Source organism: Massilia sp. CFBP9012 (assembly GCF_034045115.1).
Classification (GTDB): Bacteria; Pseudomonadota; Gammaproteobacteria; order Burkholderiales; family Burkholderiaceae_D; genus Telluria.
In genome coordinates this window covers 1-16,913 of sequence record NZ_JAXCWM010000008.1, presented here as the reverse complement: position 1 = coordinate 16,913, position 16,913 = coordinate 1, and the positions used below count along the sequence as shown (strand labels likewise).

Annotated in this window: 21 protein-coding genes and 1 pseudogene; 11 read left to right on the top strand and 11 right to left on the bottom strand. The window is 64.5% G+C overall.

The window, feature by feature from the left end:
* Positions 1-248: 248 nt before the first annotated feature.
* Positions 249-1,637 carry a cardiolipin synthase gene (gene cls / locus SOM61_RS14435; RefSeq protein WP_320474726.1) on the bottom strand — a complete coding sequence of 463 codons (1,389 nt, stop codon included), beginning with the start codon at positions 1,635-1,637 and terminating at the stop codon, positions 249-251.
* Positions 1,634-3,811, bottom strand: a complete 2,178-nt coding sequence (locus SOM61_RS14430; protein WP_320474725.1) for a site-specific recombinase — start codon at positions 3,809-3,811, stop codon at positions 1,634-1,636. Before SOM61_RS14430 ends, cls begins: the two co-directional genes overlap by 4 nt.
* Positions 3,812-4,021: 210 nt before the next feature.
* Here SOM61_RS14430 and SOM61_RS14425 point away from each other — a divergent pair, with 210 nt between their 5' ends.
* From SOM61_RS14425 to SOM61_RS14415, 3 genes are all read left to right on the top strand, one after another.
* Positions 4,022-5,062 (top strand): extracellular catalytic domain type 2 short-chain-length polyhydroxyalkanoate depolymerase, encoded by a 1,041-nt coding sequence (locus SOM61_RS14425; RefSeq protein ID WP_320474724.1) that lies wholly within the window; start codon positions 4,022-4,024, stop codon positions 5,060-5,062.
* Between the two features lie 41 nt (positions 5,063-5,103).
* A complete protein-coding gene (locus SOM61_RS14420; protein ID WP_320474723.1) occupies positions 5,104-5,379 on the top strand; it encodes a hypothetical protein in 276 nt (91 codons plus the stop codon).
* An 89-nt stretch (positions 5,380-5,468) separates the two neighbouring features.
* Positions 5,469-6,305 (top strand): branched-chain amino acid aminotransferase, encoded by an 837-nt coding sequence (locus tag SOM61_RS14415; protein WP_320474722.1) that lies wholly within the window; start codon positions 5,469-5,471, stop codon positions 6,303-6,305.
* A gap of 427 nt (positions 6,306-6,732) precedes the next feature.
* Here SOM61_RS14415 and SOM61_RS14410 read toward each other — a convergent pair whose 3' ends face one another.
* From SOM61_RS14410 to SOM61_RS14395, 4 genes are all read right to left on the bottom strand, one after another.
* Positions 6,733-7,401, bottom strand: coding sequence for a YiaD family glycine zipper/OmpA-like lipoprotein (locus tag SOM61_RS14410; RefSeq protein WP_123069557.1), 669 nt, complete (start codon positions 7,399-7,401; stop codon positions 6,733-6,735).
* A 104-nt stretch (positions 7,402-7,505) separates the two neighbouring features.
* Positions 7,506-7,652: a lmo0937 family membrane protein gene (locus tag SOM61_RS14405; RefSeq protein WP_005671362.1), complete on the bottom strand. Its 147-nt coding sequence runs from the start codon at positions 7,650-7,652 to the stop codon at positions 7,506-7,508.
* An 87-nt stretch (positions 7,653-7,739) separates the two neighbouring features.
* Complete coding sequence (locus tag SOM61_RS14400; protein WP_320474721.1) at positions 7,740-7,964, bottom strand: hypothetical protein; 225 nt, start codon at positions 7,962-7,964, stop codon at positions 7,740-7,742.
* Positions 7,965-8,147: 183 nt separating this feature from the next.
* The gene (locus SOM61_RS14395) at positions 8,148-8,867 is read right to left on the bottom strand and encodes an outer membrane lipoprotein (protein WP_320474720.1); all 720 of its coding nucleotides are present in this window, start codon (positions 8,865-8,867) and stop codon (positions 8,148-8,150) included.
* Positions 8,868-9,062: 195 nt separating this feature from the next.
* Between SOM61_RS14395 and SOM61_RS14390 the strand changes: the two genes are divergently transcribed.
* A complete protein-coding gene (locus SOM61_RS14390; RefSeq protein ID WP_320474719.1) occupies positions 9,063-9,797 on the top strand; it encodes a Crp/Fnr family transcriptional regulator in 735 nt (244 codons plus the stop codon).
* A 105-nt stretch (positions 9,798-9,902) separates the two neighbouring features.
* Here the strand turns inward: SOM61_RS14390 and SOM61_RS14385 are convergent, their stop codons facing one another.
* Both SOM61_RS14385 and SOM61_RS14380 read right to left on the bottom strand, forming a co-directional pair.
* Positions 9,903-10,124 carry a glycine zipper 2TM domain-containing protein gene (locus SOM61_RS14385; RefSeq protein WP_123069561.1) on the bottom strand — a complete coding sequence of 74 codons (222 nt, stop codon included), beginning with the start codon at positions 10,122-10,124 and terminating at the stop codon, positions 9,903-9,905.
* A 20-nt stretch (positions 10,125-10,144) separates the two neighbouring features.
* Complete coding sequence (locus SOM61_RS14380) at positions 10,145-10,471, bottom strand: BON domain-containing protein (RefSeq protein ID WP_320474718.1); 327 nt, start codon at positions 10,469-10,471, stop codon at positions 10,145-10,147.
* 228 nt (positions 10,472-10,699) lie between these two features.
* On the opposite strand from SOM61_RS14380, the gene SOM61_RS14375 reads away from it, so the two are divergent.
* The 7 genes from SOM61_RS14375 (at position 10,700) to SOM61_RS14345 (ending at position 15,499) form a co-directional block, all read left to right on the top strand.
* The gene (locus SOM61_RS14375) at positions 10,700-11,086 is read left to right on the top strand and encodes a DUF4398 domain-containing protein (RefSeq protein WP_123069563.1); all 387 of its coding nucleotides are present in this window, start codon (positions 10,700-10,702) and stop codon (positions 11,084-11,086) included.
* A gap of 78 nt (positions 11,087-11,164) precedes the next feature.
* Positions 11,165-12,067 carry an OmpA family protein gene (locus SOM61_RS14370; protein WP_320474717.1) on the top strand — a complete coding sequence of 301 codons (903 nt, stop codon included), beginning with the start codon at positions 11,165-11,167 and terminating at the stop codon, positions 12,065-12,067.
* Between the two features lie 30 nt (positions 12,068-12,097).
* Positions 12,098-12,631, top strand: a complete 534-nt coding sequence (locus SOM61_RS14365) for a ferritin-like domain-containing protein (RefSeq protein ID WP_123069565.1) — start codon at positions 12,098-12,100, stop codon at positions 12,629-12,631.
* Positions 12,632-12,726: 95 nt separating this feature from the next.
* Positions 12,727-13,071, top strand: a complete 345-nt coding sequence (locus tag SOM61_RS14360) for an ElaB/YgaM/YqjD family protein (protein WP_229446495.1) — start codon at positions 12,727-12,729, stop codon at positions 13,069-13,071.
* A 15-nt stretch (positions 13,072-13,086) separates the two neighbouring features.
* On the top strand, positions 13,087-13,473 hold the full coding sequence (locus SOM61_RS14355; protein ID WP_208280860.1) for a phage holin family protein: 387 nt from the start codon (positions 13,087-13,089) through the stop codon (positions 13,471-13,473).
* 159 nt (positions 13,474-13,632) lie between these two features.
* Positions 13,633-14,016: a hypothetical protein gene (locus tag SOM61_RS14350; RefSeq protein ID WP_147937083.1), complete on the top strand. Its 384-nt coding sequence runs from the start codon at positions 13,633-13,635 to the stop codon at positions 14,014-14,016.
* A 313-nt stretch (positions 14,017-14,329) separates the two neighbouring features.
* Complete coding sequence (locus tag SOM61_RS14345; RefSeq protein WP_320474716.1) at positions 14,330-15,499, top strand: DUF3616 domain-containing protein; 1,170 nt, start codon at positions 14,330-14,332, stop codon at positions 15,497-15,499.
* A gap of 75 nt (positions 15,500-15,574) precedes the next feature.
* Here the strand turns inward: SOM61_RS14345 and SOM61_RS14340 are convergent, their stop codons facing one another.
* From SOM61_RS14340 to SOM61_RS14330, 3 genes and pseudogenes are all read right to left on the bottom strand, one after another.
* Positions 15,575-15,934: a hypothetical protein gene (locus SOM61_RS14340; protein ID WP_320474715.1), complete on the bottom strand. Its 360-nt coding sequence runs from the start codon at positions 15,932-15,934 to the stop codon at positions 15,575-15,577.
* Positions 15,935-15,964: 30 nt separating this feature from the next.
* Positions 15,965-16,429: an outer membrane lipoprotein gene (locus SOM61_RS14335; RefSeq protein WP_147937080.1), complete on the bottom strand. Its 465-nt coding sequence runs from the start codon at positions 16,427-16,429 to the stop codon at positions 15,965-15,967.
* A 192-nt stretch (positions 16,430-16,621) separates the two neighbouring features.
* Positions 16,622-16,913 (bottom strand): annotated as a pseudogene (locus SOM61_RS14330) (IS1595 family transposase); the annotation flags it as partial.

Genomic DNA, 16,913 nt, shown 5'->3' with positions numbered 1-16,913 from the left:
CACACTTGGGTTCCCGCCTCCGCGGGAACGACGTGGTTTTTCCTATGAAGCGGGCTTATTCAAGCGCCCGAAATTATTCCGGACACCAGTGCGCCCTCGCCGGGCGCCTTGGCGGGAACCCAAGCCTTTTAAGCCGCCACGCGATTTAGCAGTAGTGGCAGCGCATGCAACCTTGGGTTCCCGCCTTCGCGGGAACGACGTTCATGCGGTGGTGATCGATGCGGGCGTCAGCATCAGACCCGTCGGCATCAGATCCAGTACTCCGTCAGCCTCGACATCATCTCGCGCAGCCGATCGCTCCACGGCCGCCGCTTCCAGTCCGCGAGCTTGATCTCCTTCGAGTGCCGCAAGTCTTCCCTGAACGCCGCTTCCATATCGCGCCCGAACTGCGGATCGAGCACCACCACATTGACCTCGTAGTTGTGGATGAAGCTGCGGCGGTCGATATTCGCCGAGCCGATCGACGACCACATGCCGTCGATCACCGTGGTCTTGGCGTGCAGCACCGCCACCTGCAGCTGGAAGATGCGCACGCCGCCTTCCAGCAGCTCGTGGTAGAACGACTCGCCCGCATACTTGATGAAGTCGTGGTCCGACACGCCCGGCAGCACCAGCTGCACGTCGACCCCGCGCTTGGACGCCGCGATCAGGCCGTCGACGATCTGCTGGTCCGGCACGAAATAGGCGGCCGTCAGGTGGATCGACTTCTTCGATTCGCCGATCGCCAGCACCAGCGATTTATAGATTTCCGAATCGCGATCGGGCGACGTCGCCAGCACCCGCACCACTTTTTCGCCCACCGGCGCCAGTTTCGGGAAGTACTCGATCTGGGGCAGCTCGCCCGCGTCCTGGTGCACCCAGTTGTCGATGAAGGCCCATTGCAGCGCGCCGACGGCCGGCCCCTCGATCTTGATGTGGGTGTCGCGCCAGCCGACGTCTTCTTCATTCACCTTGCCGGCGCGCTTGTTCGAGCGGAACAGCGAGCTATTGGCATAGGTGCTGCTGATATTGATGCCGCCGGTGAAGGCGACCTTGCCGTCGACGATCATGATCTTGCGGTGGTCGCGGTTGTTCAGCGCCCATTTGCCGGGCCGCTTGGTCGGGTTCACCGGATTGAACACCAGCACGTTGATGCCGGCCTGCTGCAGGCGCTCGAAGAATTCCTTCGGCGTGGACAAGGTGCCGACGCCGTCGACGATGATGTTGACGGTCACGCCCTCGGCGCGCTTCTGTATCAGGATCTCGGCGAACTGGGCGCCGATCTCGTCATGGTCGAAGATATAGGTCTCGAGATTGATCGAGGTTTTCGCATTCTTCGCCGCCTCCATCATGGCGCGCATGGTGGCCGGGCCGTCGAACAGCAGCGAGACCTGGTTGCCGGCGATCAGCGGCACGCCGGTCGCCTGCTCTTCGAGCACCGCCAGTTGCTTGAGGTCGGGCGAGGCGCGCGCCCAGCGCCGCTTGAGCAGCGCCGCCGCCTGTCCGTCCTTGAGCTCGCCGCGTTGCGTGGCGACGGTGGGGACGGCCTTGTCGGGCGCTCCGGCGATGGTGCTGCGGTCGGGCAGGGCCTTGCATGAGGCGACCACGCAGACGAAACCGATGAAGCCGAACCATGCGGCGAAGCGCTTCTTGTTCATTTTGTTCCCCTCGAGGACACGGTATCGGGCGGCGGCAACTGGCGATGCCGCGGCCCCAGGAAGAATTCGACCGGCGAATAGGCGAAGCGCCGGCCCAGCGCCTGCACCAGCAGGATCCAGCGCTTGAAGACGATCTTGCGTGCGCGCAGCGCCACCCACAGCGCCAGGCCGAAGCTCACCAAGAGGTTGACGGTGCCGATCATCAGCACGCCGGCGGTCGCGTTGGCGATCTGGGCCCAGCTCATGCCGTAGTCCAGGGCCACCAGCGCGGTGGCGAAGTTGGCGGCCGAGAAGGTGATGTGGCGGATGTCGATCGGCAGGCCGAGCAGGAAGCCGATGGTGCCGGTGGTGCCGAGCAGGATGCCGAAGAAGAAGTTACCCATCAGGCCGCCGAGATTGTCCTCGATATAGCGGCCCAGGCGCGCCAGGCGCTCGGCGCCCAGCAGGCGGCGCAGGCCGCGGATCTGCTGCACGCGCTGGCCCATGCGGGTGTACAGCGCCTTGTTGTCGTAATAGCCCGAGATCAGGCCGGCCACGAACAGCCAGACGCCGGCCACGGCGGCGTAGAACAGGGCCGGGCTGTGCAGCGGGTCGATGTCGTTCAGCAGGTGCAGCGCCTTGATCGGGTCGACCAGGTGGTGGCCGGTGTACCAGCGCACGCCTTCGGCGATCGCCCAGGCCACGGGGAAGGCCACCAGCACATTGCCGAGCACCGCCACCATCTGGGTGCGGAACACTTTGTTGACCAGTTCGGCCAGCTTGTCGACGTCGATGCCGCGCCCGGTGGCGGAGCGGTGCAGCGAGGCCGCGATGCGCTGCGCCGTCATGGCCGGCTGCTTGGTGGCGACCGTGAAGTGCAGCATGTGGATCAGTACGAAGCCGAGCGAGTAGTTCATGCTGAACAGGAAAGCCTCGACCAGCGGCGGCGTCCTCAGGTAACCCAGCAGGATCTTGAACAGCGCCATGAAGCCGACGATGAAGCCGGCGCCGGACGAGGACCACAGCATCTTGCGCAAGTCCTTGCGGTCTTCGGCGATGTAGTGCTCGCCGGTGCGGCTGGCGTTCTCGGTGACGTTGCGCGCCAGCAGGTGCACGTTGTCGCGCACCAGGCCGCTGACCTGGTACTTGGTGTTATGGGCTTCGATCAATTCTTCGGCCAGCGAGATCGCGGCGTGCTGGCGCGGGGTGAGCAGCGGCGCATCGGACAGCGCCAGCTGGCCCGGTTTGTCGGCCTGCGGCGCTACCGAAGGCAGCACCTCGCCATCGATGACCAGCTCGTCCATGACTTCATGGGCCGAGGCGGGGGCGGGCGAGGGCGTCGAACCCTTTTCGTCGGTCACGTCGACCAGGAACAGCAGTTTTTGCAGGCGGTCGATGCTCTGCTGCACCGCTACCAGCAGGTAAGTCAGGGCGATGCTGGTGCCGTTCGACAGCGCCAGGCGCCGGATCTTGAGCACCACGTCCTCGCACTGGTCGAGCATTACCAGCAGGTGGCGCGCGTCGTCCGGACGTTCGCGCTCGCCGCCCAGGTAACGCGCGTATTCGTCGAGGTAGCGGTTGGCCTCGATATTCTGCATCAGGAAGGGCGAATCGAAATTCTCGATCTGGCTGTAGCTGTGCACCAGGCGCGGCTCGAGGCCGAGCGCGCAGATGCGGCAGGACAGGGTGCGGATCGCGTCCAGCAGGCCCTTGAGCGTGACCACGCGCGCGCGGCCGGGCGCGCTGTCGTCGGTCGGCGGGGCATTGGCGATCACGTCGAACAACTGCATCCAGTCGCCGTCGGGCACCGCGCGGATCCATTCGTAGTCGTCCTCGCGGTACAGCAGCTGGTCGAGCGCATCCGATAAATACAGGTTGTCGAGCGCCGGCGGCAGCAAGCGGTAGGTGATGCGGCTCTTGAGTTCGGTGACGAAGCCGTCGTTCGAGAGGATGCCGATATCGCTGTAAAGACTGGTATGCCGCCGCTTCTCGAGCAGGGTCGTGATGTAGCGGCGCAGCGCCCAGGCCTGGGCTGGATTGCCCTTCAGGAGCTGGGTCAGCGTGCGTACCGCCTGGGCGGGATCGTCCACGTCCTGCCACACCCAGCGCTGGCGCGGGCGCAAGTGGCAGACCAACTCGACCAGCAGGTCGATGTCGTCGCTGTAGGGATCGATCCGTTCGAGAGTAGCAAGCATGAAAACAATTTTTACTGGAAAGCCGTAGTGTACGCGACGAGGCCGGTAAATATGGTGTGGCAACGAACAGTAAGTCGGTGGATGAAGCCGCTGTTAGTTGCATATTTGCATGTCGCGCGAGATAGTGCTTGCTCTTGCTGACGTTTCCTTGGAGCATGTATTTGCTGCGTGGCGCCGTTGCCGCGGCGGCCGCATGCGAAAGGAGACGAAGTGAAACGAACAATACTGACGGTGATGCTGGCCTGGAGCCTTGCGGGCGCCGCCATGGCCCAGCAAGCGGTGCCGCTACCGGCACTGGGCGCCGACCTGGGGCAGACGACAAGCTCCGGCCTCGACTCCGGCGGCTTCATGGCCGGCCAGCTCGCGGTCGCGTATTCGAACCAGATCGCGGGCGTCGGCATCATCGGCGGCGGCCCCTTCTATTGCGCCGGCACCTATCCCGAGCGCAGCACGCTGGAGAATGCGGCGGATGCCTGCATGAACCCGATCGCCCGGCCGGTCGGCGCCGATGGCGCGGTGTCGTTCAGGAATGCGCGCATGTTCGCCGCCGACGGTCGCATCGATCCGGTGCAGAACCTGGCGCGACAGCGGGTCTACATCGCCAGCGGCGGCAACGATGTGGTGGTCAGGACCTCGGTGGTGGAAGAGGTGCGGACGTTCTACCAGCAGGCAGGCGCGGCGCCCGGCCAGATCAGGTATGTCTTCAACCGCGAGGCCGGCCATGCGATCGCCACTGCCAATCCCAACGACCCGCCCTGCGCGGCCACCCAGCCACCCTACATCAACAACTGCGGCTTCGTGCAGGCGCACGATGTGCCGCGCCACCTGTACCCGGAACGCACCGTGGCGGCCGGCGGCGCGCCATCGGGCCAGCTGATTCGCTTCGACCAGCGTGAATTCGTCCGCGGCGTGCGCACCAGCATGGATGCCGAGGCGTATGTCTACGTGCCGGACGCCTGCCGTGGCGGCGGATGCGCGGTGCACATCGTCTTCCATGGTTGCAGCCAGGGCGCCTCCCAGATCGGGAGCCGGTTCTACCGGGATGTGGGCTATAACGGCTTTGCCGATGCCAACCGCCTGATCGTGCTGTATCCGCAGGTGTCCCGTTCCAGTCGCATTCCCGCCAACCCCAGGGGGTGCTGGGATTTCTGGGGCTATTCGCAGGACCAGCAGGGCGCGCTTTTCGCGACGAAGCAGGCCCCGCAGATGCAGGCCGTCATGGCCATGATCGAGCGCCTTGGCCGCAAGTGATCCGCGGCCGCCATCCACTACCATGAAGAAAGACGATGATCATGTCTGCCACTAACTTCCAGCTCACGAATATTCGCTACGTCCACCGCATCCTTGTCGGTAACGACGATCCGCAGAACATGCGCAGCCAGGAGGCGTTGCGGGAGCAGCAGGAGCTGCTGAACCGCTGCCTGACGTCGACGCCGCGCGGCTACATCCTCAGCATCGAAAAGAACTACAGCGTGCACACGGTCGGCGAACACCAGGTGGTGCTGCAGACGGCGGTGTACCACATCGGCTTCGAGCGCAAGCCCTTGTTCCTGGACGAGAGCCGCTAGCCGGGGCGGCGTGTGGCGGTGCGGCCGGCCTGGACGGGCCGGCGCCGATCCCGCTACACTGGTACGGTTTTGCAATAATGAAGGAAACCATGTACCTCACTTACTACAACGGCCAATGGGCCGAAGGTAACACCCCCCTGTATGGCGCGATGGACCACAGCCTGTGGCTCGGTTCGTCCGTGTTCGACGGCGCGCGCGCGATCCGCGGCAAGCTGCCCGACCTGCGCCCTCACCTGGAGCGCGTGATCACGTCCGCCGAAAAACTGGGCCTGCGCTGTCCGCTGACGGTCGAAGAGATGGAAGCGCTGGTGCGCGAAGGCGTGGCCAAATTCCCGCTTGATGCCGAACTGTATATCCGTCCGCTGGTATTCGGTTCCGAAGGTTTCCTGATCCCGGTCGCCGAGAAAAGCCAGTTCGCGCTGACCCTGTTCGATGCGCCGCTGCCGCCGTTCACCGGTTTCTCCGCCTGCCTGTCGACCATGCGCCGTCCGCAGCCGAATATGGCGCCGACCGATGCAAAGGCGTCGGCCCTGTACGCCAACTCGACCCGCGCGATGCGCGAAGCGAAAGAGCGCGGCTTCGAGCAGGCCATCATGCTCGACGCCGAAGGCCATGTGGCTGAATTCGCGGCCTCGAACCTGTTCCTGGTGACTGAAGACGGCAAGGTGGTGACGCCGGCGCTGAACGGCACCTTCCTGGCCGGGATCACCCGTGCGCGCGTGATGGCGCTGCTGGCCGAGGCCGGTGTGCAGGTCGAAGAACGCAGCGTCAAGGCCACCGAACTGAATACCGCGCGCGAAATCTTCAGCACCGGTAACTATGGCAAGGTCACGCCGTGCACCCGCTACGAGGACCGTACGCTCGAAGCCGGCCCGGTCGCACGCCAGGCGCGCGAGCTGTACCTGGCGTTTACCGAAGCGGGTTGACCACTCACCACGTCGTCCCCGCCCTCGCCGGGCGCCTTGGCGGGGACCCAAGTTTCATGTGCAGCCACGACGATTGACGTCATCGCCACGCACGTGAACTGGGGTTCCCGCCTCCGCGCACTGGTGTCCGGAATATTTATACGCAAAGTATGCATCGTCATCCCCGCGAAGGCGGGGATCCAAGTGAAATCACAGAATGTTCATGCTCTTGCGTTACCCGAACGTTCATCGGAGGTCGATTTCTAGGCCACTGGCCGGGCACACTTGGGTTCCCGCCTCCGCGGGAACGACGTGGTTTTTCCTATGAAGCGGGCTTATTCAAGCGCCCGAAATTATTCCGGACACCAGTGCGCCTCCGCGGGAACGACGGATCGGGCGCCAACAAAAAAGGCCGGCATTGCCGGCCTTTCTCGTTAGTGGGAGAGGATCAGCCGCGCGCAGGTTCGGCGACGTAGATCTCGACGCGGCGGTTGCGTGCCTTGCCCGCGTTGTCGTTGTTCGAGGCGATCGGCTCGCGCGAGCCGCGGCCTTCGATGGTGATGCGGTTCGGGTTCACGCCGCGGCCGGCCAGGTAGTCGCGGGTGCGCGAGGCGCGGTCGACCGACAATGGCTGGTTGATCGAATCGCTGCCGGTGCTGTCGGTGTGGCCGATGATGACGACGTTGGTGTTCGGGTTTTCTTGCAGGGTCTGGGCGAAGCGCTGCAGGATAGGCTGGAAGTTGCCCTTGATGTCGGAACGGCCCGTGTCGAACGAGATGTCGCTCGGGATTTCCAGCTTCAGGCGATTGTCCTGGGTCTGGGTGACTTGCACGCCGGTGCCCTGGGTGGCTTGTTCCATCTGCTGCTTCTGCGCTTCCATGCGCTTGGACCAGATGTTGCCGATCACGGCGCCCGCGGCTGCGCCGATGGCGGCGCCGCCGGCAACGCGGCCACCGCCGCCGCCGCTGGTCGTGCCGCCGATCAGGCCGCCCAGGCCGGCGCCGATGCCGGCGCCGGTCGCGGTGCCGCGCTGGGTGGTGGACATGTCGGCGCAACCGGTGGCGGTCAGGGCGACGATGGCGATGGCGGCGGTGGTTTTGATGAAGTTTTTCTGCATTGTGGAACTCCTTAAGTAAAAAATCCGTTTCGTCGTCACGCCGTTACAGGCGCGACCGCGAAACGGATTGGGTGCTGCGACAAGTGGAACTTGTCATTCTACTGCTATATGCCGCGTCCGCTGATCAGGCGCACCAGGATCATGATGACGGCGACGACGAGCAGGATGTGGATGAAGCCGCCGATGGTGTACGAAGTCACCAGGCCGAGCAGCCAAAGAATAACGAGAACGACAGCGATGGTATATAACATGGTTGTTTCTCCTCTACTGTTTGCGCCGGTTGCGCTGTGATTCCAGTATGTAGTTGCCAACAGTCGCGTACCGTTCGATAACGTACATTAAACGCAACTTTTTTGTTTTCGCAAGCCGGGGATCCAGCCCATCATGCCCACCAGGCCGGTGCAGCCGATCAGGCAGGTGAGCAGGCCGCCCGCGATCAGGAACACGATGTCCTGCGGCTGCAGGTGTGCGTTTCCATCGGGCGCCGGCCCGGCCGACAACAGGCCGAACAGAGTCAGTAAGATTCCCCAGACGATGATGCCGATCCATGCCAGGCTGTTCATGCGCTTCTCCCACGGTTGATGGTGTCCCGCTATCCGTTTTTAGCGTGCTTCGATTGTCGGGTCAGCTCATCCATAATTCCGTGCGTTGGCGCACATTGCATTCAGGAAAAAGATTGGCCGGGACGCTTGCGCAATCCCGGCCATGTGCTAGCCATGCAGCCTGAGTGAATCAGGCTATTGAATTCAGGCTACCGAGCGCAGCTTTCCCTTGACGATGCGGACGCGGTCGCCGCTGCTCCATTGCGGCTGGCTGTTCTGGCGGAAGGTGCGCAGGGTGCCGTCGTCGAGGCGCACGCGGATCTCGTAGCTGGTGGTGGCCTTCATATTGCCTTCGACCTGGTTGCCGACCACGGCGCCGCCGATCGCGCCGGCCGCGGTGGCCAGGGTGCGGCCGTTGCCGCCGCCGACCTGGTTGCCCAGCAGGCCGCCGATGACGGCGCCGCCGGCCGCGCCCAGGCCGCTGCCTTCGGCGCGCTGGGTGATGGTGCGGACCGATTCAACGTTGCCGCAGTTCGAGCACCAGTCGCGTTCATTGGCGGCGACCTGGGTCGGCTTGCTTTGCTTGACCGGCGTTGCCACGACTGGCGCTGCGACCGGTGCAAGCGGCTGAGCCGGCGCCGGCGCATAGGCTTGCTGTTGTGCCTGCTGATCCGGCGCGAGCGGTGCGCCTGGATAGGCGGCGTAGCCCGGCGCCTGCTGGGGGGCGTCCTGCGGCAGGGTGGAGGCCAGGGCCAGGCGGTCGGCTTCGGTCAGCTGGCGGTTGGCGGTGCCGCCGGTGGACGAGGGCAGCCAGCCCATGATGGCGGCGGTGCCGACCAGGCTGAACAGGACGACCGCAGCCGCTGCCAGCAGCAGCAGGGGGTGGGTACGATTCTTGACAGGATTGTGTGGGGGCGTGTTCATCTTTATTCCTTTCGTATGGCGTTGACGCCGCGGTACGTTGATTGTCTTCAGGAACAACCCGAGCTTCCGTGCGTCACCGTACATACTCGCTCAAGGGGCGACGGTTACGCTGACTGAATTGTTTGCAAATGTATCTGGAACGGGGCGCTTCCGGCTTGCGCCGCGTACTGATCCTTACAATTTTCTGAGGAAAGAATGAACTCTGCCGTCCCCCCGCCCGTCACCGAGTGCAGCAGCAACCTGTTGCTGGCCGCGCTGCCGTCGCAAGAGATGGCGCGCATGTTGCCGCTGCTCGACCAGGTCAGGGTAGAGGCGGGGCAAGTGTTGTGCGAAGCCGGCGATCCGATCGAGCACATTTATTTTCCCCACGATTGCCTGCTGTCCCTGCTGGGCGTGGCCGAAGGACGCATGACGCTCGAGGTCGGCCAGGTGGGACGCGAAGGCATGCTGGGCGTGACCAGCGCACTGGGTCACGACACGACACAGGTGCGCGCCGTGGTCCAGCGCGCCGGCAACGCCAGCCGCATGGATGGCGCGCGCTTTCGCAGCGAGGTCGAACGCAATCCAGCGCTGCAGAAGGTGCTGTACCGGTATACCGATGCGCTGCTGGCGCAGGCGATCCAGATCGCCGTCTGCAGCCGCTTCCACGTGCTCGAGGCGCGGCTGGCGCGTTCGCTGATGGTCACGCGCGACCGCCTGCAATCCGACAAATTCCACCTGACTCATGAATTCCTCGCGCATTCGCTCGGCGTGCGCCGGGTCGGCGTCACCAAGGCCGCCAGTGCGCTGCAGCAGCAAGGCCTGATCGACTACAGCCGCGGCAATATCGAGATCCTCGATCCCGATGGCCTGGCCGCGGCGGCCTGCAGCTGCTATGCGATCGTGAGGGAAGCCGGCGCCATGCCGGTCGCGAACGGCCGCGCCGGTTGACCTGGCGGCGGCGCCGCGCTCCTCTGTTCCATCATCTTTTTGGGGACTCCGTAAAAGTAAAACGCCCGGCAAGCCGGGCGTTTTACTGTCGGACGCGGACGTCGATCAGTTGGTGGTCTTGACCTGGTTGCCGATCACGCCGCCGACGGCCGCGCCGCCCACGGTGCCGAGCGCGCTGCCGCCGCTCACGGCGCCACCCAGCACGGCGCCGGCGCCGGCGCCGATGGCGGTGTTACGGTCCTGCTTCGACATGTTCGAGCAGCCGACCATGCCGAAGGCGGCGGTTGCCAGGGTTGCGGTCACTACCAGCGATTTAATGGTTTTCATGATGATCTCCTTAGATGGGGTTACTTCAGGCGCAGGTCATTCCTGACCGATTTGACGCCCTTGACGGTTCGCGCGACCGAGGCCGCCGCGGCTACGCTGTCGGCCGAGCTGACGAAGCCGCTAAGCCGGACAATGCCTTGGTACGTGTCGACATCGAGATCGGAAACCGTCAGTTCGGGATCGAGCCTGATGGCGCTGCGCACGCCGGCACTGATGGCTTCGTCATTGACGGTTTCGACGCTGCCGAAACCGGGAATGCCTGAGGCACAACCTGCCAGCGGTCCGCAGGCCAGGAAGGCCAGCAGGACTGGAATGCTTGCGTAACGCTTGATGCTTGATCCGTTCATTCGGGTATGTCGTTTTCTCGGTGACTTGGTTCAAGACTAGAGTCCGTTGCAAATTTGATCTGTTCGGCAACACACAATCGGCACGCCGTGTTGTTACAGGGTGTTTCAGCCGCGGCCTGTCGTGTGCACTGTTCGGCTGCCTTGGAAATCAATGTGCGTCAACGAACTGAGTGCCGGGCATAACAGGTTTATAACGTTCTCTACAACACTTCCCCAGGAGAATATGCGATGAATAAACATCAAACGATGACCGGGCTTCGCCTCAGCTGCGCCGCAGCCGTGCTGGCACTGACTGCATGCGCGAGCCCAGACCAGGCCCCCGCGACGGCCGACGTGGCGGTCTCGCGCCACGCGGTCGAGAACGCCGTGTCGGCGGGCGCAGCCGAACTGGCGCCGGCCGAGATCAGCGCCGCACGCGACAAGATGGGCCGCGCCAACCAGGCCCTGGCCGCACGCGACTACAAGCTGGCGCGCGAACTGGCGGTCCAGGCCCAGGCCGATGCCAAGCTGGCGCAGAGCAAAGCCGTGTCGGCCAAGGCGACCGCCGCCTCGACCCAGCTGAACGAAGACCTGCGCGTGCTGCGCGAGGAAGTCGACCGCGCCAACAACCAGTAGGACCAACCTTTGACGTCCGCATTTAACGCATGAGTCCGCGCCGTCGAACGGCGCTCCAACAAGAAGAGGAACAAGAACATGAAAAACCGTAAATCCGCCGTTTCGATCCTGGCCGCCGCCGTGCTGGCTGCCGCCTGCGCCAGCGCCCCGGTGACCACCGCGACCCTGGACCAGGCGCGCGCCGACTTCGTCAGCGCCAACAACAATCCGCAGGTGTCGACCTATGCACCGATGGAATTCAAGCAGGCCAGCGAGGCGCTGGACCAGGCCAACCAGGCCGCGCACCGCCGCGAAAGCCTGGCAGACGTCGACCGCCTGGCCTACGTCGCCAAGCAGCGCATCGCCACTGCGCAGGAAGTCGCCAAGGCCAAGGCCGCCGAAGCGGACATCGCCGATGCCGGACGTCAGCGCGACCAGGTCCGCCTCGAGGCACGCACCGCCGAAGCCGAGCGCGCCAAGCGCGATGCCGAAGCCGCTACCGCCGCCGCCCAGCAGGCCCAGGCGCAGGCCCAGGCCGCCCAGCAGCAGAACGCCGCCCTGAGCGAGCGCGCCGCCCACCTGGAAGCCTTGCTGAACGACATCCAGGCCGTCAAGACCGAGCGCGGCTACGTGGTGACGATCGGCGACGTGCTGTTCGCCACCAACCAGGCGACCCTGAATCCGAACGGAATGTCGACCCTGCGCAAGCTGGGCGACGTGATGCGCGAGAACCCGGACCGTACGGTGCTGGTCGAAGGGTTTACGGACAGTACCGGCAGCGCGAGCTACAACCAGGACCTGTCGCAGCGCCGCGCCAACGCGGTCGCCAGTGCGCTGGGCGAAATGGGCGTGCCGCGCGACCGTATTTCGATGAAGGCCTACGGCCAGGCATTCCCGGTGGCGTCGAACGACAACGCTTCCGGCCGCCAGCAGAACCGCCGCGTCGAGATCGTGCTGTCCAACGATGGCGCACAGATTCCCCCTCGCGCAGCAATGCGTTGAACCACCTTGAACATTGATTGAGGAAACACCATGGAACAGACCAACAACCTGGCGCACGGCTTTGACATCGAGGCGATCCGCCGCGCGGCGGCCAATCTCGATGACGGCGCCGTTACCGAGGGTTACCAGGCCGACCGCGAAGCAGTCATCGCGATGCTCAACGACGCCCTGGCCACCGAACTGCTGTGCGTGATGCGCTACAAGCGCCATTACTACACGGTGGCCGGCCCCAACACGGGTCACATCAAGGCCGAGTTCCTCGAGCACGCCCAGCAAGAGCAGGATCACGCCGACCGCATCGCCGAACGCATCGTGCAGCTCAATGGCTCGCCGAACTTCAACCCGTCCACGTTCACCGCGCGCAGCCATGCGGAGTACGACGAGTCCGACGACGTGCAGGCGATGGTGCGGGCCGACCTGATCGCCGAGCGGGTGGCGATCGAGTCCTACCGCCAGATGATCGCGGCGATCGGCGACAAGGATCCGACCACGCGCAATATGCTCATCGACATCATGGCGATGGAAGAAGAGCATGCCGACGACCTGCGCGACCTGATGGCGTGAGTCGTCGGCCGCGACCAGCCCGGGCCACGGTCACGGCCCTGGCCCGGGTTGTTCGCGGCCGGTTTTTCAATGATTTTCAGTGACAGGAGTAGAACATGCTAGAAACTTCCCGCAATACCAACGGCAGCATGCACCCGATCAGCGGCAGCACCTATGCGACCCAGTCCGACATGAAGGCGCTGGTGCGCGATGCCCAGTCGATGCTGACCGCGGCCGCTTCGCTGACCGGCGAGAAGGCCGAGGAACTGCGTGCACGCGGCATGGAGCTGCTCGACCGCGCCCTGGGTGGCGCCAGCCTGCTGCCGACCCAGGCCGTGGAAAAGGGCAAGGAACTGGCCCACACGGCCGATGTCTACGTTAAGGATAATCCGTGGCGCACGATGGCGATCGCGGCCGGCGTCGGTGTGCTGCTCGGCATCCTGCTGAGCCGCAAGCAATAACGCCGGGGGATAGACGTGGATAAACAAGACGCGATCGTACACAACCCTGGTGTCATCAGCGGCATCTCCAGCCTGTTCAAGAGCCTGTTCGGGCTGGCTGTCTCGCGCGTCGAACTGGCGGCGCTCGAGCTGTCCGAGATCCGCAACCACGTGATCGAGCTGCTGGCCATCTTCGCGGCGGCGGTGCTGGCGGTCTGGTTCGCCATCGCCTTCGGCGCCATGACGGTGGTCGCGCTGGCGTGGGAGTCGATGGGCTGGACCATCCTGCTGATCATGTTTGCGGTCTTCGCCCTGATCACGGCGGTGCTGGTGACGAAGGGACTGGCGCTGCTCAAGCAGAACAAGCTGGCCTTCCCGGCGACGATGAAAGAACTCAAGAACGACCGCGAGATGTTGATGTAAGGGCACCTCGAAAAACCGTCGCGAGCGGCGGCAGTTTCGGTCGAGAAGCGCAGCTGTACTTGAGTACAGCGAGCATCGCAGACCTACGCGGCCCGACCGAAAATGCGACGCGCAGCAGGTTTTTCGATGTGCACGTAAGCGTTCACCAAGGGAGAAGGTATGCAGAATCAAAACGGAACGACAGGATTGGCCGGTCACCAGCACAGCCTGGATCCAGCGGTGCGCAAGGCAGAGCTATTGCGTGAAGGCGAATTCTTCCGCGCAGGCGTGGCGCATGCGAAGGCCAGCATCCAGTACGGCATCAAGCCCGAAGTCATGCTGCACTCGGCGATGGATCATGCAACCTGGGCCTTGCGTGCCCGGGCCGATGCCATGCTCAAGCCTACCGGAACCAATGTGTCGGTACTGTTGCCATATGCGCTGGGCGTGATCAATTTCGTGCGCCAGCGCCGGCTGGGCAAGCAAGCGGCGGGCGCCGCCCTGGTGCTGGGCGCACTGGGCTGGTACGTCAATCGCAAACGAGCGCAGCAAATACCAGAATAAGGGTAAGCTGTATTCCAGACGTTGCCGCAAGAGGTCTTGCGGCAACCGCCAGCCGGAACACGGGCTGGAGCAGTCGGAACATGAGCATAAGCGATCGCGCCGCCATCAAGAACGACAGGGCGGATCGTGTGGTACAGAATATGGTGGGGCTTGAGCGGCGTCGCAATCGGGGATTGGACGCCGTCTTTTTTTGTCGGCTGCCTTATCAGGCCGGCAGCCTGCTTCGCAGCAGCCGGGCTTGCCAGGGGCTTGCAAGTTCCCCGGTTGTCGCACCAGGCATATAACGCACGCCGCGGCTGGCCGTTGACGCCACGTGGCCAATACCGATCGCGAGGCGCACATGCATCCGTCCAATATCGTCCTGCTCGAATTCCATCCCGAACGCAATGACCTCAGTCCCGACAAGGAATTGCGCAACGGCCTGTCGGTGGCCCTGCGCATGGGCGATACCCTGTGGCTGGCCAACGACGAGTCGCTCAGCATCGAGCGCCTGACCCTGGCGGCCGAGGACAGCCGCGGCAAGACCAGTTTTGCGCGCGCACACCGCCAGTTCGCGCTGCACGACTTCCTGCAACTGCCCCTGCCGCCGCATGACGAGGAGGGCAAGCGCATCAACGAAGCCGATATCGAGGGCCTGGCCAGCGATGGCGATTATCTATGGCTGACCGGCTCGCACAGCCTGCGCCGCAAGCGGCCGGACCAGGGCGACGGCGTGCGGCGCACGCACAAGCGCCTGGCCAGCGTCAGCGCCGACGCCAACCGCTACCTGCTGGCGCGCATTCCCCTTGTCAGGCAGGACGGCGGCTTCACGCTGCACAAGGAGGCCACGCACAAGGGCAAGCGGCGCAGCGCGGCGCTGCTGCGCGGCGACGAGCACGGCAACGAATTGACGGGGCTGCTGCGGCAGGACGAGCACTTCGGTCCCTTCCTTGCCATCCCCGGCAAGGACAACGGCTTCGATATCGAGGGCATCGCCCTGGCCGGCAAGCATGTGCTCCTGGGTTTGCGCGGCCCGGTGCTGCGCGGCTGGGCGGCGATCGTCGAAATTGCGCCGGTCGACGATGGCGAGGAGGGCTGGCTAAGGCTGGCGCCGCTCGACGACGAGGGCACCCTGTACCGCAAGCATTTTCTTGACCTGGATGGCCTGGGCATCCGCGACCTGTGCGTGCAAGGCAAGGATCTCCTGATCCTGGCCGGGCCGTCGATGGATCTCGACGGGCCGGTGACCTTGCTGCGCTGGCCCGGCGGGGCAAGGCCCGACAAAGCCTCGGCGGTGAGCCGGGACATGCTCGAACACGTGCTGGCGCTGCCGTTCGGGCAGGGCGTCGATCATCCCGAAGGCATTTCACTGTTTTCGAGCCACGACGGGCGCGAGGAGGGGCTGCTGGTGGTGCACGACTCGGCCTCGCCCAGTCGCCAGATCGGCGACAGCACCCTGGTGGCGGACGTGTATCCGCTGCCGCCGCGGCGCAAAAAGAAATAGGCGAAAAAAAAGCGGCCATCGGGATGGCCGCTTTCGTTGCTGCGCCTGGAACTTAGAACCTATCCCGGTAGGTTCTTATTGGCGCGGCATCGACTTGCCGAGTTGCGCCGTTTCGCGTTGCCAGGTGGCGCGCGCCTCTTGCATGCACGATTTGCGTTCGGCCGTCGGCGCCTTGCGGCAGGCGTTCTGCGCTTCCTGCAGCGCCGCGCCGAGTTCCTTGCGCAGCGTTTGCTGCGCCGGATCGTCGCGGTACCAGCGCGGTGGATCGCCTTTTGCAATTTCGTGGGCCTGCTGACGGGCGACGGTCGGGTTGACGGTCGCGTCGGTGCCGGCTGGCGCCGCGTCCTGAGCCGATGCGTGCGCCGACGCCGCGAAGGCGGCGCCGGCCAGTGCGCAGGCGCAAGCGCCGCGCACGATGCGGGTGAGAGTAGCCATGCTTGTCTCCAGCTGTCTCATGCCGGTGGATCAGTAGCGGTAGACGCGGCCGTCGACGATGCGCACGCGGTTGCCCACGCGCAGATCGTAGGCGCTGTCCTGGTTCACGGCGCGGTATTCGCCGTTATCCATGCGCATATTGATCTGGTACATCTCCGGGCCCGGGGCATTGCGGTTCTTCTCGACGTTGTTGCCAACGACGGCGCCAGCCAGGCCGCCGGCCACGGTGGCCGCGGTACGGCCGCCGCCGCTACCGATCTGGCTGCCGGCCAGTGCGCCGACCACGCCGCCCAGCACGCCGCCAGCGCCGCTGGTGCGGTTTTCGCCCTGGACCACCTGGATCGATTCGATCACACCATAGCCGGCCGAGGCTGTGCTGCCGCCCGAGCCGTATCCAGCGTTGTTGCCGTATGGCTGGGAGCTGTTGCTGGCGCAGCCAGTGAGAAGCGCGCCGGTCGCCAGCAAGGCGACGATAAATTTACGGTTAGCATTCATGTTGTTCTCCTGACAAAAGTATGAGTCCAGAATAGTCAGGTGGCCAGCGAGGGTCTGTGCGTTGCCGCACCCACCTTGCTTCGAGGGTAGAGCCTGCCACTATCACGCATGCCGCTATCTAACCGGGCTGGCAGAAAATCGGCCGATGCGGCCCGTTTTCAGCCGACTGGCTTGTTCTAGGCGCTGTCATCGTTATCTGTTGATGACCCCGAATGCGCTGCACAGCAATTGCTCGACAGAAGTGACTCGGCCGCCATCGAGCGCCCAATGCCAGCCCAGATAGTTGGGCAGGCGGCGCGACGCCACGCCATGGAAGCGCGCCAGCCATTCCTTGAAACGCCGGTGGTAGGCGTTCACATTTTGAACGTGGATGGCGCCCTCGGCGCCTTTGCGGACGCGTTCGCCAGTGCTGAGATTGACGGCCTGGTGCGCAATGCCATGGGCACGGGCGAAGGCGGGATAGGCGGCGTTGGCATCGGTGACC